Origin of the sequence: Bartonella rochalimae ATCC BAA-1498 (assembly GCF_000706645.1) — a bacterium.
GTDB lineage: Bacteria > Pseudomonadota > Alphaproteobacteria > Rhizobiales > Rhizobiaceae > Bartonella > Bartonella rochalimae.
The window spans coordinates 451,284-466,841 of record NZ_KL407337.1; the positions used below are offsets into that span (position 1 = coordinate 451,284).

Genomic DNA, 15,558 nt, shown 5'->3' on the forward strand with positions numbered 1-15,558 from the left:
AAAACTAGCCACAATAGCTTTTCTCTTTGTTAAAGCTTTATTTGAGACTTGTTTTCACTTTTAAAATGTTCCGCCATCTAATAGAAATTTCTCTATTATAACTTTATAAAAAAATCAGAGCATACTATTTTAAAATATGCTTCCTCAAAATTAACCTTCTGAATCAGATATTACTCGTTGTGCAATAAGTTCACGTGCATCATCAAGCTCTACATTAAGACCAAGAGAACGCATTTCCTTAACTAATACATTAAAGCTTTCAGGAATACCTGCTTCAAATGTATCATCACCACGAACAACAGCTTCATAAACTTTCGTTCGACCGGCCACATCATCTGATTTAACCGTCAACATCTCCTGCAAAGTATACGCAGCACCATAAGCTTCAAGTGCCCAAACCTCCATCTCACCAAAACGTTGACCACCAAATTGAGCCTTACCTCCTAACGGCTGCTGTGTAACAAGTGAATAAGGTCCAATTGAACGCGCATGTATCTTATCATCAACAAGGTGATGCAATTTAAGCATATAGATATATCCTACAGTCACTGGACGATCAAAAGGCTCTCCAGTACGACCATCATAAAGCGTAACTTGTCCTGAACTATCTAAGCCTGCATCTTCCAACATCATATTAATATCAGCTTCATGGGCTCCATCAAAAACAGGTGTTGCAATCGAAACGCCTTGCTTCATCTGAAGTGCTAACTTAATAAGACTTTCATTATCATAGTGGCGAACCGGCTCATTACGATCATCATCAGGAATGAGATTTTCAATACGTTGACGCAAAGGCAATATATCTCCGGTTTCCTGATAAAGCTTTATTAAATCACCAATTTTTTTACCCATACCCGCACACGCCCAACCAAGGTGTGTTTCAAGAATTTGGCCAACATTCATACGACTTGGCACACCCAAAGGATTCAAAACAATATCGGCATGCGTTCCATCCTCAAGAAATGGCATATCTTCTACTGGAAGAATACGTGACACAACACCTTTATTACCGTGACGTCCTGCCATTTTATCTCCTGGTTGAATTTTGCGCTTCACTGCAACAAAAACCTTCACAATCTTCATAACACCAGGAGGCATTTCATCGCCTCTTTGAACTTTTTCAACCTTATCCATAAAACGACGTTGCAGTGCTTTTTTTGATTCATCATACTGCTTATGCAAAGCTTCAATTTCATTCTGAAGTTTCTCATCCTCAACAGCAAACTGCCACCACTGATATCGTGGATACTGTTCCATCACTGTACTATCAAGAGTCTTTCCTTTGGAAAAACCTTTTGGACCTTCTATCGCAACTTTACCCGTTAATATATCCGCAAGACGTGCATAAACACTCCGATCCAAAATTGATTGCTCATCATCACGATCTTTAGCCAAACGCTCAATTTCTTCACGTTCAATTGCCATTGCGCGCTCATCTTTTTCTACGCCATGGCGGTTAAAAACACGAACTTCTACAACAGTACCAAAAGTTCCAGGAGGCATTCGCATAGAAGTATCACGAACATCCGAAGCTTTTTCACCAAAAATCGCACGTAAAAGCTTTTCTTCCGGCGTCATTGGACTTTCACCTTTTGGTGTAATTTTACCAACTAAAATATCACCTGGATGAACTTCAGCACCAATATAAACAATACCTGCTTCATCAAGATTTCTTAATGCCTCTTCTGCAACATTAGGAATATCGCGGGTAATTTCTTCTGGCCCAAGCTTTGTATCACGTGCAGCAACCTCAAACTCTTCAATATGAATCGAAGTAAATACATCATCAGCAACAATGCGCTCAGAAAGTAAAATAGAATCCTCATAATTATAACCATTCCAAGGCATAAATGCCACAAGAACATTTCTCCCAAGAGCTAAATCACCAAGATCTGTAGATGAACCATCAGCAATAATATCACCCTTTTCTATCCGATCTCCTACGTGTACGAGAGGACGCTGATTAATACAGGTAGACTGATTGGAACGCTGAAATTTCTGCAAACGATAGATATCAACACCAGACTTTGAAGGATCTAAATCCTCTGTTGCACGAATAACAATACGCATTGCATCAACTTGATCAACAATACCACCACGTTTTGCACCAATAGCAGCACCCGAATCACAAGCAACTATTGCTTCCATACCTGTACCAACAAGAGGTGCCTCTGCACGCAAAAGTGGAACTGCTTGACGTTGCATATTAGATCCCATCAGCGCACGATTTGCATCATCATTTTCTAAAAATGGAATAAGGGCAGCAGCTACAGAAACTAACTGTTTTGGCGAAACATCCATCAAATCTATATGATCACGCGGCGCCATTAAAACTTCACCAGCATGACGACAGACAACAAATTCTTCCGTAAAACGTCCTTCTGCATCCAATGAAGAGTTTGCCTGAGCCACATAATGTTTTGATTCTTCCATAGCAGAAAGATAAATAACTTCTTTCGTTACCTTACCATCAATAATCTTTCGGTATGGACTTTCAATGAAGCCATATTTATTAACCCGAGCAAATGTTGCTAAAGAATTAATCAGACCAATATTCGGTCCTTCCGGTGTTTCAATCGGACAAATACGACCATAATGCGTAGGATGCACATCGCGTACTTCAAAACCTGCCCGCTCACGGGTTAAACCACCTGGACCAAGAGCAGAAAGACGACGCTTATGGGTAATTTCTGACAATGGATTGGTTTGATCCATAAATTGCGATAATTGTGAGGACCCAAAAAACTCGCGAACTGCAGCTGCTGCTGGCTTTGCGTTAATCAAATCCTGTGGCATAATGGTATCAATTTCAACCAACGACATACGTTCTTTGATTGCACGCTCCATACGAAGTAAACCAATCCGATATTGATTTTCCATCAATTCTCCAACCGACCGAACACGACGATTGCCAAGATTATCAATATCATCAATCTCACCACGACCATCACGCAATTCAACTAACATTTTAACAACAGCAAGAATATCTTCTTGGCGCAAAATGCGAACTGTATCTGGACAATCAAGCCCCATACGCAAATTCATCTTAACTCGCCCAACAGCTGAAAGATCATAACGCTCTGGATCAAAAAACAATGAATGAAACATAGCCTCTGCTGTATTAATTGTTGGCGGTTCACCTGGACGCATTACTCGATAAATATCAAATAAAGCATCCTGCCGGCTTTCATTTTTATCCACTTTTAAGGTATTACGAATGTATGCACCAACATTCATATGATCAATATCAAGAATATTAATCTGATCAGCACCAACATCAGACAAAATCTTTAATGTTTTTTCATCAATTTCATCTCCAGCTTCAAGATAAATCTCACCTGTTTGATAATTTACGATATCTTCTGCAAGATAGGATCCCAACAAATCATCTTCACTAACTTCAATCGCTTTTAAACCTTTTTCTTCTAAAAGCTTTGCAGCGCGAACTGTTAGTTTTTTACCAGCTTCTGCTACAACCTCACCACTATCTGCATCAACAAGATCAGAAACCAGTTTCATGCCCCTAAAACGATCAACTGAATAAGGAGTACGCCACCCATTCTTAGTACGTTCATAAGAAACTTTATTATAAAATGTCGACAAAATATCTGATGCATCCATACCCAGTGCCATTAAAAGACTTGTCACTGGAATCTTTCGCCGCCGATCAATACGAACATAGACAATATCTTTAGCATCAAACTCAATATCAAGCCACGAACCACGATAAGGAATCACACGAGCTGCAAAAAGAAATTTACCTGATGAATGAGTTTTTCCTTTATCATGATCAAAAAAGACACCTGGAGAGCGGTGCATCTGCGAAACAATAACACGCTCTGTACCATTAATTACAAACGTACCATTATCAGTCATTAAAGGCATGTCCCCCATATAGACACCTTGCTCTTTAATGTCTTTAATATCTTTTGAACCAGTATCTTCATCAACATCAAAGACAATTAAACGCAATATCACCTTTAATGGCGCTGCATATGTCAAATCACGTTGATGACATTCTTCTACATCAAATTTAGGTGGATCAAATTCGTAACGAACAAATTCAAGCATAGCTGTTCCGGAAAAATCCGAAATAGGAAACACCGATTTAAAAACAGCCTGCAAACCTTCATCTAAACGCCCGCCTTCCGGTTCCTCAATCATAAGAAATTGATCATATGAAGCTTTCTGAACTTCAATAAGATTCGGCATTTCTGCTACTTCAGGAATCTTACCAAAAAATTTACGCACACGTCTACGGCCATTAAATTGGGACATCATCGCTAAAGTCTGAGCCATTGTTGCTCCTCGATCTTTACTGCTCAAGGTAGACTAAACCTTGATAGCTTTATGTCATCAGTCTGCATACATACAGACCAGCTCATTTGATACCCTTTTAAGTATCTCTAATTTTTATATATCTAAACAACCAATATATCTACTTAATTTGACTTTACCATTAGGCCGTTTACAACAGCCCATTCCCTTACAGCTACTAAACTGTAAGGAAAAGGATTATCTCAATCAAGCCCCTTTTCTCAGGGAAATTGGCACACATCAATATTTACCAATAAAATAAACTTACTTAAGCTCAACCTTAGCACCAGCAGCTTCAAGTTGGGCCTTAATTTTTTCTGCTTCTTCCTTAGAAGCACCTTCTTTAATAGGCTTAGGCGCTCCCTCAACTAAGTCTTTTGCTTCTTTAAGTCCAAGCCCCGTAAGAGCCCGAACTTCTTTAATAACATTAATCTTTTGAGCACCACCATCTGTAAGAATAACATCAAATTCTGTTTTCTCTTCGGCAGCTGGAGCAGCAGCACCAACAGCAGCAACCGCCACAGGAGCAGCAGCAGAAACACCCCATTTTTCTTCAAGTAATTTTGAAAGCTCTGCAGCCTCCAAAACAGTAAGGTTAGAAAGATCTTCTACGATCTTTGCTAGATCAGCCATTTTAAAATTCCTTCACTTAAAAGATTTGAATTATTGTTTAGAAATTATCCAAAAAAACAGAAAACTATCAAGAATTTCTGTAAGCTTAGATTACAAAAAACAGCATAGCTGCTTCATCCTCCTCGAGCATATGCACCAATAACACGCGCAACCTGACCAGCAGGCGCATTAATAACCTGAACAATACGGGTTGCAGGAGTAGAAACCATACCCAAAATTTTTGCCCGCAATTCGTTCAATGAAGGCAATGAAGCCAAAGATTTTATAGCATCAACACTTAAACTTGTTTCACCCATTGAGCCACCAAGGATAACAAATTTATCATTAGCCTTTGCGAAATCAACAGCAACTTTCGATGCTGTAATTGGATCTTCTGAATAAGCAATAAGTGTTTGCCCAGTGAACAGATCCATCATTTCTTCAGATTTTGTACCCTGAAGAGCGATTTTAGCAAGACGGTTTTTGGCGACTTTAATAGCACCACCTGCTTCACTCATTTTTGAACGAAGATCGCTCATTTGCGAAACAGTCAAACCAGAATAATGTGCAACAACAACAGAACCTGACTCTTGAAAAGTCTTGTTAAGCCATGCAACAAATTTTCCTTTTTCCGCTTTATTCACTGTCTTTCTCCATTTAACAGATCTATTAAAACAAATCTGTTGGTTACCTTTGATAGCATGAAATTCTTCTATGCTAACGATGAGGATCCTGCCCCCTTCTTCACGCATAAACGATCAAAGGCAATCTTGGCTCAAACCTTTTAAGTTTATTAACTTCAAAGTTCTTACCCCAATCTCATGCAGGCCTTTTCTAATTAAGACACCTAAACAAGGTATCACCTACAATCTCGGACAGGACATTCCGGAATTTCTCCCGGTATGACCTGAGCTTAATAAAGCTCAGATAACTGAATGCCAACTAAAACTGATAACTAAAATATAATCTCAGCCATCAGATACACAATAAAACCACAAGTTTTTCATATTGTCTCTGAACGAACTGTTGCAGGATCAACCTTTATTCCAACACCCATAGTTGAAGAAACTGCAACTCGCTTAATATATTCTCCCTTTGCACCTTGCGGCTTAGCTTTATTAACGGTACTAACAAAAGCTCTAATATTTTCCACTATTTTCTCAATTCCCAGAGAAGCCTTACCGATGCCAGCATGCACAATACCAGATTTTTCAACACGAAATTCAACAGCACCACCTTTAGAAGCCTTAACAGCACTAGCAACATCAATTGTTACAGTACCAACTTTTGGATTCGGCATCAAACTCCGTGGACCAAGAATTTTACCAAGACGACCAACAAGAGGCATCATATCTGGTGTTGCAATACACCTATCAAAATTAATTGTTTCACTATTAACAGTTTCAAATAAATCTTCAGCCCCCACAATATCTGCACCAGCAGCTTTAGCCTCTTCGGCTTTAACGCCACGCGCAAAAACAGCAACACGAACATTTCGACCTGTTTCATTAGGCAAATGAGCAACACCCCGAACCATCTGATCTGCATGACGAGGATCAACACCCAAATTCATCGAAATCTCGATTGTTTCATCAAATTTAGCAACAGCGCGTTCTTTGACCATTGAAATAGCATCTGTTAAAGCGTAAAGCTTATTAAAATCAACACCTTCACGAATTTTATGTATTCTCTTTGCTATCTTTACCATAATATTAGCCTAACACCTCTAAGCCCATAGAGCGAGCAGAACCTTCAACCATGCGCATTGCTGCTTCAATATCATTTGCGTTAAGATCTTTCATCTTTGCCTCCGCAATCGAATGAATCTTATCACGAGAAATCGTCCCCACAAACACTTTACCTGGCTCTTTAGAACCACTTTTTAAATTTGCTGCCTTTTTCAAAAAAAAAGATACCGGAGGCGTCTTCAATGAAAACGTAAAAGACTTATCTTGATAGTAAGTAACAACTACTGGAATCGGCGCACCTTTTTCCATTTCCTGCGTAGCTGCATTAAAAGCCTTACAAAACTCCATGATGTTAATACCACGCTGACCAAGAGCAGGACCAATCGGAGGTGATGGAGTAGCCGCCCCTGCAGGAATCTGTAATTTCAACTGACCTACACTTTTTTTTGCCATAATACCCTGCCTCTAAATTTATACTGGTAAATTGGCTACTTAAATTATGCCAAAAAACCACTGCAGTTTGATAGTCTGGATCATTAAGCTGGCAAAAGCCATAAATCACCTTCTATCTTAATACATTTCTCTATATTTTTAAAGTGATCAAAAAAATCACTTTAAGCCCAATCAAAGCTTTTCAACCTGATCAAACTCTAAATCAACAGGCGTAGGACGCCCAAAAATTAACACTTCAACCTTAAGGCGAGAGCGCTCTTCTTCAACCTCTTGAACGATACCATTAAAAGAAACAAAAGGCCCATCTGCTACTCGAACCTGCTCACCTACTTCAAATGACATAGAAGATTTTGGAGACTCAACCCCTTCCTTAACCTGTTTAAGAATTTGCTCAGCTTCGCGATCAGAAATAGGAACAGGACGCGCATCTGAGCCTAAAAATCCTGTCACTTTAGGAGTATTCTTAATGAGATGATAAACCTCATCTGTCAACTCAGCACAAACAAGAATATAACCAGGAAAGAATTTACGCTCAGAATCGACCTTACGACCACGACGAATTTCAACAACACGCTCAGTCGGAACAAAAATTTTTTTAAATAAATGATCAAGCCCTTTTTGCTTTGCTTCTTTATCAATAGCTTCCGCTACCTTTTTTTCAAAGTTTGAATATGCTTGAACAATATACCAACGAGCAGCCACAGTCACATTTCCTTGCACTATCAACTAAAAAGATACTTTAGAAGATCAATACCCTGCCATACACCAAAATTTACCGTCTGATCCACAACAAAAAAGAAAACTGAAGCCAATGCAGTTACCACTAACACCATAACAGTAGAAATCACTGTTTCACGACGCGAAGGCCATTTTACTTTAGCTGTTTCTGCGCGAACTTGTTTTAAAAAGGTAATAGGATTGATTTTAGATACCATTAATCACACTACATTCTTTCTAATCTTATTGCAAACTATACAATAAAAAACATGACAAAAATGCGAAAAGTTACAACAATCCTTACGCAATCCCATCATCTTTTACTCAATACAGATTCATGTATAAAAAAACAAGCCCTATATAAAAAAAAGAAAATAAACATAACTAATCTGTCTATCCTCTCTCTAACTGTGATTCAAATCACAATCCACGGCAGGGGCAGCAGGACTTGAACCCGCGACCTGCGGTTTTGGAGACCGCCGCTCTACCAACTGAGCTATACCCCTAATCTTTTAGAAAAATATTTTAAATATATCCTAAGTAATTTATCTCACCTATTCAATAATTTTAGATACGATACCGGCCCCAACGGTGCGACCACCTTCTCGGATCGCAAAACGAAGCTTCTCTTCCATTGCGATTGGAACAATCAAAGAAACATCCATTGCAACATTATCACCCGGCATAACCATTTCCGTTCCTTCAGGAAGCGTAACTATACCTGTAACATCGGTCGTACGAAAATAAAATTGAGGACGATAATTTGTGAAAAACGGTGTGTGACGTCCCCCCTCATCTTTCGTTAAAATATAAGCCTCAGCTTTAAATTTAGTATGAGGTGTAACAGAACCAGGTTTCGCCAATACTTGACCACGTTCAATCCCCTCACGATCAACTCCACGAAGCAAAGCGCCTATATTATCACCAGCCTGACCTTGATCTAAAAGTTTCCGAAACATTTCAACCCCGGTAACCGTCGTCTTAGATGTAGGACGAATTCCAATAATCTCTATCTCTTCACCAACTTTAATAATGCCACGCTCAACACGACCTGTAACAACCGTACCACGACCAGAAATAGAAAAAACATCCTCGATAGGCATCAAAAACGGCTGATCAACTGGACGCTCAGGGGTCGGTATATATTTATCAACTTCACTCATCAAAAGACGAACAGAATCTTCACCTATACTCTTATTTGAATCCTCAAGCGCAGCCAAAGCCGAACCCTTAACTATAGGAATATCATCTCCCGGAAAATCATATTTCGATAAAAGCTCACGAACTTCAAGCTCTACAAGCTCTAAAAGCTCGCTATCATCAACCTGATCAACTTTATTGAGAAAAACAACAATCGCTGGAACTCCAACCTGGCGGGCCAACAAAATATGCTCACGCGTTTGAGGCATAGGTCCATCTGCTGCAGAAACAACTAATATCGCACCATCCATTTGGGCCGCTCCTGTAATCATGTTCTTAACATAATCCGCATGACCAGGACAATCAACGTGAGCATAGTGACGGCTCTCCGTTTCATACTCAACGTGCGCAGTAGATATCGTTATACCACGTGCCCGCTCCTCAGGCGCCGCATCAATTTGGTCATACGCTTTAAATTCACCAAAATACTTCGTAATCGCTGCTGTCAATGAAGTCTTCCCATGATCAACATGACCAATCGTACCTATATTAACATGCGGCTTCGTACGTTCAAATTTGCTCTTTGCCATCGCCGTCAATCTCTTGTCTTAAATTAGTTAGTATAAAAAGGTTCTCAGAACCAAATCAAACCGGACAAATACCTCAGTCCGGCATAACAGCTATAAAACGAAAATATTCGTCTCTTTATTATGATGATGGAAAACACCCACCATTTTACTCAATCGCCAGCTTATGTCTGGAGCGGGTAGCGGGAATCGAACCCGCGTATTCAGCTTGGAAGGCTGCTGCTCTACCATTGAGCTATACCCGCACATATCAGCTCTATTTGATGAATGGTGAAGGGGGTTGGATTCGAACCAACGTAGCATACGCAACGGATTTACAGTCCGTCCCCTTTAACCACTCGGGCACCCCTCCATTACATCGGTAGAGCTGGGCGATAAAGCATCACTACAACCAATCTCTTTCTACTAAGTTTAGACTGGCTGAGGGTTGGTTATGGCGTTTAGTATTGCATCTGTCAACAAAATAAATATGGTTCTTTACAAATTTTCTATTAAATAATTTAAAATTTTATATTTTTTCTATATACAAATTTCTATATACAAATCCATTATAAACATAATATGAAAAAAATATGCCTAAAGACTCTCATTATGCTCGTCTTCGTCGCCGATATCGTGATACAAAAGGCTCTTTTTTTCAATCTACAACATATGTAAAACAACCACCTATCCCATTACAAAAAGAACAAATTTACCTTTATGGTATTCATCCAGTTCATGCAGCATTGAAGAATCCTAGAAGAATTTTAAGACATCTGTATACTACACCAAATGCTTTAAAGCGTCTTGATATAAACGAATCAAATATAGCGTGTCCTATAACACCATGCTCACCGAAAAAACTGGAAATGTTTGTAGGAAGGGAAGCAGTTCATCAAGGAATTGTATTAGAAACTGAACCTCTAAAATCACGTTCTTTATCGGAACTGACAAATACCGATCTTATCATTATCATGGATCAAATTACTGATCCACATAACGTTGGTGCTATTATGCGCTCTGCCGTAGCCTTTAAAGCTGGAGCAATCATTACTACTAATCGCCATTCACCACAAGAAAGTGGTGTACTTGCCAAAGCAGCGTCTGGAGCTTTAGAACTCATTGAATACATTACTGTACGCAATCTTTTTAAAGCACTTCAAGAACTTCACCAAATGAACTTTATTAGTTTTGGACTTGATTCAGAAGGTAAATTTCCTTTAGAAACAGCGTTAACAGGGACTAAAATCTCCCTTATTTTAGGAGCAGAAGGTAAAGGCTTACGTCAAAAAACACGGGAAAATGTGTACTCACTAGCACGCCTTGATCTGCCTGGAGATATTAAGTCATTAAACGTTTCAAATGCTGCAGCAATCGCGCTCTACGCAGTACACAAATACCTTAGACAGTAACTTTATTCTCCTATAGTAAATTGAAATGAGAATTTCATTTTGAGCAAACAGTAATAATTGTAGCTGCTGCATTAAACTCAGACTTTTTATAAGCACGACGTGTTATTGTTTCCTCATCTTTTCCCCATTGTTCCATTGTCCAATCTTCATCTAAATGTGCTATAGCCCAAGCATCATCTATACAAATCTTCCCCTCAGCTACAGCAAAAGCAATAAGAGCTGATCCTGTCAATGTAGTCATTGCATGAAGTGCAGCTAACGTATAAGGAGATTCTATCTTGCGTAAATAATTGCTCACCGCTTGAATAGACTCAGGTGGTTGTTCAACATGCATAAGACCTTCTACTAAATTAAAATGTGTACCTAATCTTTCTTCTGCCCAATCAAGTAAAAAGTCCCATTTTTCAGATTGTCGTTTCACTAATTCTTTTGGTGTTTGTGCTCGATAAAAAATCATATCACATGCAACAAAACGCAACAGATCTTCAAAAATAATTTGCATATTATCAATTATACCGTCAATAACAGTATTAACCAAACGCGTAATTGGCATTTTTGCTGGATCAATCACCGCTTTTTGGGCAGTAAATTCTTGTGCTACCAATCCAGCAAGCATTTCTACCGGTAGAAAAAAATCACGTTTTGCAGGTGTCTTTAATAGTTTCCCATCTAGTAAAATAAAAAATTTTCCTTCTTTACAGGTGACGTCTACTTTTTCGTAAAACCGCTTAGGCAATGGCCGACATGATAATTTTTGAGGATGATGAAAAGAATTACCTTCATTCAATAACGTATCAACATCACCTAAAATTTCACGCATTTTTTTCTACCTTTAATATTTTCAACAAGCCTAATAAGGTTTCTAGAATAAAATTTGCAATTATTAGCTACAAAAATACTGTACAGCAATTTTAAAACATATCAACTACAGTCATTCCAACAAATACTAAAGTATTATGCCATTTAACTATCAACAATCTTATACTATATCTCTGTATGATAATCTCAACATCAGCTCATAAGCTCTTATAATCATTGATTTATAAATCAATATCCTTAATTTTCATGGAACAATAAATGCTAAAGCAATGTCTTATAAAGTAGAAAAGGTTCATCCAATATTACTTATAGTAATAATATCACCATCTCATAGGAAAATAAGGAAGAGTTTAATTTAAAAAGCAATGTAATTTCAATCGACAATATAATACTCACAACACCATAATATATCAGTTATAGGAGATGTTTTATAAACATATTGAGTATTTAAACTGCATATTGCTTTTGATGCTTTTCAGTAAGTACCCGCTAGTTTTAATAAGATAGATCATTCATTCAAAAGATAATTTTTAAAAATCCTTCCACACGATCTTTCTTCTGGATTTTTTATTAATTTTTATTTAAGAATCAATATATTAAAAGACTTTTATCTAATATCTTGATATCATTACTGCTTCTAGAGTTCTTAAAGGATTTTCATTTATATGTTAACTATTTTTGTAACACATAAATGATTTTGTATTTGTTTTAAAATGAGATAGGTTGAAATAAGAGAATGTTACTCTATTTTAAACTTTAATTCAAAATAAAGTAATATATTACCTTTATAAATCAATTAGTTATAAATATTAAAGAAAAAAAGTACAGTATTGTTTCTATTATTCTGTATCACCATCGATTTCGTTAAAAGCGAAAAGATTAAAACTTTGCACCATATGAGGTGGTAAAGGTGCAGTAACATCTAATATGCCTCCTGAAGGATGAGGTATACGGATACGACGTGCATGAAGATGAAGCCGATTTTGCATTCCTCCTGGCAAGTCCCAATTACTATCAGAAAAAAAATATTTTGAATCGCCAATAATCGGATGATTTATATAAGCAGCATGAACACGTAATTGATGTGTTCTTCCTGTATAGGGTTCCATTTCAAGCCAAGAAAGAGCTTTTCCTCGCGTATCCAAAACACGATAATAAGACACTGCATGATTGGAATCTGGTTGTCTACGTTCACAAACACGCATTTTATCACCTTGTGCAGTTATTTCTCTGACCATCCATGTCGAAATTTTATCCTGCTTTTTTCTAGGCACCCCCCGGACCAATGCCCAATAAGTTTTCTTTGTTTCTCGTGTTCTAAAAGCAGCAGTCAAAGCCTGCGCAGCTCCTCTTGACCGTGCCACAACAAGAACACCAGATGTCTCACGATCAATGCGATGAACCAATCGCGGTTTTTCGCCTTTTTTATTGCGCCATACTTCAAGCATACTATCAACATGACGCGTCAAGCCAGAACCGCCTTGTACCGCTAAACCTGCTGGTTTATTAAAAACAAAAATTTTTGAATCTTCATAAAGAAGCATATCTTTTAAGATTATGTCATTGTCCTGTCCACAAACGATTTTATTGATTACAGGAAAGCTATCCTCTTTATCTATAAGTAAAGGGGGCACACGAATAGATTGCCCCATAACAAGGCGCACATCATTTTTAACACGTCCACCATCAACCCGTATCTGTCCAGAACGTAGAAGTTTTTGTAAATATCCAAACCCAACATCTGGATAGTACACCTTAAACCAACGATCTAAACGCATTCCATTTTCATCTGCTTCAACCTTTTTTATTTTTACGCCCACCATAATAATTCTCTTATCATAAAATTTGTTATTAACATTCTCATCCTACTGTATATAAACACAAAAAATGATTTTATAAATTGACGTTATCACGCTGCGTTACAATCCGTATTCAAAATTGCATTCTCCTACTGCATAAATTTTATTAGTTTCAAAGACCAATCGCTAAGAGAATCTTGAGTGAGAATTGGAGATAATCATCTGTGTCTTTATTTAAAATTTATGCTCGTGTTCTTTCTTATCTCAACAAAGAAAAAAATGCATCCATTTTAATCTGCTCAGCTAATGTTACTTTAGCTATAATTACGATTATAGAACCTATTTTATTTGGACACGTTATTGATGCAATTGCAGATAAATCTGGCATTATTTCGACCCTCATAATGTGGGTAGGCTTTGGTGTTTTTAATATTATTGCTTACGTATTCGTAGCACGTAGTGCTGACCGCTTAGCACATAGACATCGCTTGACTGTTTTAATAGAATCTTTTGAACGTATCATTGCTATGCCATTAATCTGGCATCAACAACGTGGAACTTCTAATGCTCTTCATACACTACTACGTGCAATAGATTCTATGTCAACCATATGGCTTGACTTTATGCGTCAACATCTCTCAACTCTTGTTGCATTACTTGTTCTCGTGCCAATAGCTTTCAAAATGAATTGGCGTCTTTCAATAGTCTTGCTTGTCCTCGCTATTATCTATGTATTAATTGCACGTTTAGTAATGCAAAAAACAAAAGATGGACAAGCAGCCGTAGAACGCTACCACCATAATCTTTTTAAGCATGTCAGTGACTCAATTTCTAACGTTTCGATTGTACAAAGTTATAATAGAATATTAGAGGAAACCTCCATACTTCATCAACACGCAGCTGATCTTCTTAAAGCCCAAAATCCTGTTTTAAATTGGTGGGCTCTCGCTAGTGGCTTAAATCGAATGGCCTCAACAATTTCAATAGTGTGTGTCCTGATTCTAGGCGCCTTTTTTGTAACAAAAGGCCAAGTGCGAGTAGGAGAAGTTGTTGCTTTTGTTGGATTTGCTCAATTAATGATTAATCGTCTTGATCAAATTAGCAATTTCATCAATTTAGCTATATCTTCACAAGCAAAACTAAAAGATTTTTTTGAAATGGAAGACTCTACTGTTCATATCAATACACCAGAAAATCTTCCTTCTCTTCAAAATGTTAAAGGTGAAATTCAGTTTCATCATGTGTCCTATAAATTTCTTAATTCCTCTCAAGGTGTTTTTGATATTTCATTTAAAGTTAAAGCAGGACAAACCGTTGCGATTGTAGGGCCAACAGGTGCTGGAAAGACAACATTAATCAATTTGTTACAACGCGTATATGATCCTACAATTGGGCACATCAGTATTGATGAAATAGATATACGCACAGTTAATCGTGAATCCTTGCGCAAAGCTTTAGCAACAGTCTTTCAAGATTCTGGTCTTTTCAACCGTAGTATTCGCGATAACATTTCAATAGGCAAAACAACCGCAACAGATGAAGAACTTTATGAAGCTGCAAAGATAGCTGCTGCTCATGACTTTATTCTAGAAAAAAATGATTGTTATGATACATTAGTTGGTGAGCGCGGTTCACAATTATCAGGTGGAGAAAGACAACGATTAGCAATCGCACGTGCTATCTTAAAAAATGCACCCATCCTTATTTTAGATGAAGCAACAAGTGCTCTTGATGTTGAAACAGAAGCTCGTGTTAAAGATGCTATCGATTGTGTAAGTCAAAACCGCACCACTTTTATTATAGCACACCGTCTTTCAACAGTTCGCAATGCTGATCTTATATTATTTTTAGATCATGGCCGTTTAATTGAAAAAGGTAGCTTTCAAGAACTGATTAGCAAAGGCGGTCGCTTCTATAAATTATTACAAACTGGCGGCTTAATGAGTGATCAAGAAACAACGAAAACAGAAAATGAAAACATAGTGCCATTACACAAAGCTATTGCATCATAAAATTTTTGTTTTCTACGCTTTTA

At 37.7% G+C, this 15,558-nt stretch carries 12 protein-coding genes and 3 tRNA genes; 2 read left to right on the forward strand and 13 right to left on the reverse strand.

Going from position 1 to position 15,558, the window contains the following annotated elements:
• Nucleotides 1-150 precede the first annotated feature (150 nt).
• The 11 genes from rpoB to O99_RS02000 all read right to left on the reverse strand — a co-directional run bounded on the left by rpoB (nt 151) and on the right by O99_RS02000 (nt 9,866).
• The gene (gene rpoB / locus O99_RS01950; protein WP_035006013.1) at nt 151-4,299 is read right to left on the reverse strand and encodes a DNA-directed RNA polymerase subunit beta; all 4,149 of its coding nucleotides are present in this window, start codon (nt 4,297-4,299) and stop codon (nt 151-153) included.
• Nucleotides 4,300-4,581: 282 nt separating this feature from the next.
• Nucleotides 4,582-4,950, reverse strand: a complete 369-nt coding sequence (rplL, locus tag O99_RS01955) for a 50S ribosomal protein L7/L12 (RefSeq protein WP_035006015.1) — start codon at nt 4,948-4,950, stop codon at nt 4,582-4,584.
• 113 nt (nt 4,951-5,063) lie between these two features.
• Nucleotides 5,064-5,573 (reverse strand): 50S ribosomal protein L10, encoded by a 510-nt coding sequence (gene rplJ, locus O99_RS01960; RefSeq protein ID WP_035006016.1) that lies wholly within the window; start codon nt 5,571-5,573, stop codon nt 5,064-5,066.
• Nucleotides 5,574-5,932: 359 nt separating this feature from the next.
• The gene (rplA, locus tag O99_RS01965) at nt 5,933-6,637 is read right to left on the reverse strand and encodes a 50S ribosomal protein L1 (protein WP_035006018.1); all 705 of its coding nucleotides are present in this window, start codon (nt 6,635-6,637) and stop codon (nt 5,933-5,935) included.
• Between the two features lie 4 nt (nt 6,638-6,641).
• A complete protein-coding gene (gene rplK, locus O99_RS01970) occupies nt 6,642-7,070 on the reverse strand; it encodes a 50S ribosomal protein L11 (RefSeq protein ID WP_035006020.1) in 429 nt (142 codons plus the stop codon).
• A 171-nt stretch (nt 7,071-7,241) separates the two neighbouring features.
• Nucleotides 7,242-7,772, reverse strand: a complete 531-nt coding sequence (gene nusG, locus O99_RS01975; RefSeq protein ID WP_035006021.1) for a transcription termination/antitermination protein NusG — start codon at nt 7,770-7,772, stop codon at nt 7,242-7,244.
• Nucleotides 7,773-7,792: 20 nt separating this feature from the next.
• The gene (gene secE, locus O99_RS01980; RefSeq protein ID WP_035006022.1) at nt 7,793-8,005 is read right to left on the reverse strand and encodes a preprotein translocase subunit SecE; all 213 of its coding nucleotides are present in this window, start codon (nt 8,003-8,005) and stop codon (nt 7,793-7,795) included.
• Between the two features lie 215 nt (nt 8,006-8,220).
• A tRNA-Trp gene (locus O99_RS01985) sits at nt 8,221-8,293 on the reverse strand.
• 48 nt (nt 8,294-8,341) lie between these two features.
• Nucleotides 8,342-9,517, reverse strand: coding sequence for an elongation factor Tu (gene tuf / locus O99_RS01990; RefSeq protein WP_035006025.1), 1,176 nt, complete (start codon nt 9,515-9,517; stop codon nt 8,342-8,344).
• 168 nt (nt 9,518-9,685) lie between these two features.
• Nucleotides 9,686-9,759: transfer RNA gene (locus O99_RS01995), tRNA-Gly, on the reverse strand.
• Nucleotides 9,760-9,782: 23 nt separating this feature from the next.
• Nucleotides 9,783-9,866, reverse strand: a tRNA-Tyr gene (locus tag O99_RS02000).
• A 220-nt stretch (nt 9,867-10,086) separates the two neighbouring features.
• Between O99_RS02000 and O99_RS02005 the strand changes: the two genes are divergently transcribed.
• Nucleotides 10,087-10,905 carry a TrmH family RNA methyltransferase gene (locus O99_RS02005; protein ID WP_035006026.1) on the forward strand — a complete coding sequence of 273 codons (819 nt, stop codon included), beginning with the start codon at nt 10,087-10,089 and terminating at the stop codon, nt 10,903-10,905.
• 34 nt (nt 10,906-10,939) lie between these two features.
• Here O99_RS02005 and O99_RS02010 read toward each other — a convergent pair whose 3' ends face one another.
• Both O99_RS02010 and O99_RS02015 read right to left on the reverse strand, forming a co-directional pair.
• Complete coding sequence (locus O99_RS02010; protein ID WP_035006028.1) at nt 10,940-11,725, reverse strand: ATP12 family chaperone protein; 786 nt, start codon at nt 11,723-11,725, stop codon at nt 10,940-10,942.
• 838 nt (nt 11,726-12,563) lie between these two features.
• On the reverse strand, nt 12,564-13,547 hold the full coding sequence (locus O99_RS02015) for an RluA family pseudouridine synthase (RefSeq protein WP_035006030.1): 984 nt from the start codon (nt 13,545-13,547) through the stop codon (nt 12,564-12,566).
• 200 nt (nt 13,548-13,747) lie between these two features.
• Here O99_RS02015 and O99_RS02020 point away from each other — a divergent pair, with 200 nt between their 5' ends.
• Nucleotides 13,748-15,535 (forward strand): glucan ABC transporter ATP-binding protein/ permease, encoded by a 1,788-nt coding sequence (locus O99_RS02020; RefSeq protein ID WP_035006032.1) that lies wholly within the window; start codon nt 13,748-13,750, stop codon nt 15,533-15,535.
• Nucleotides 15,536-15,558: the final 23 nt, after the last annotated feature.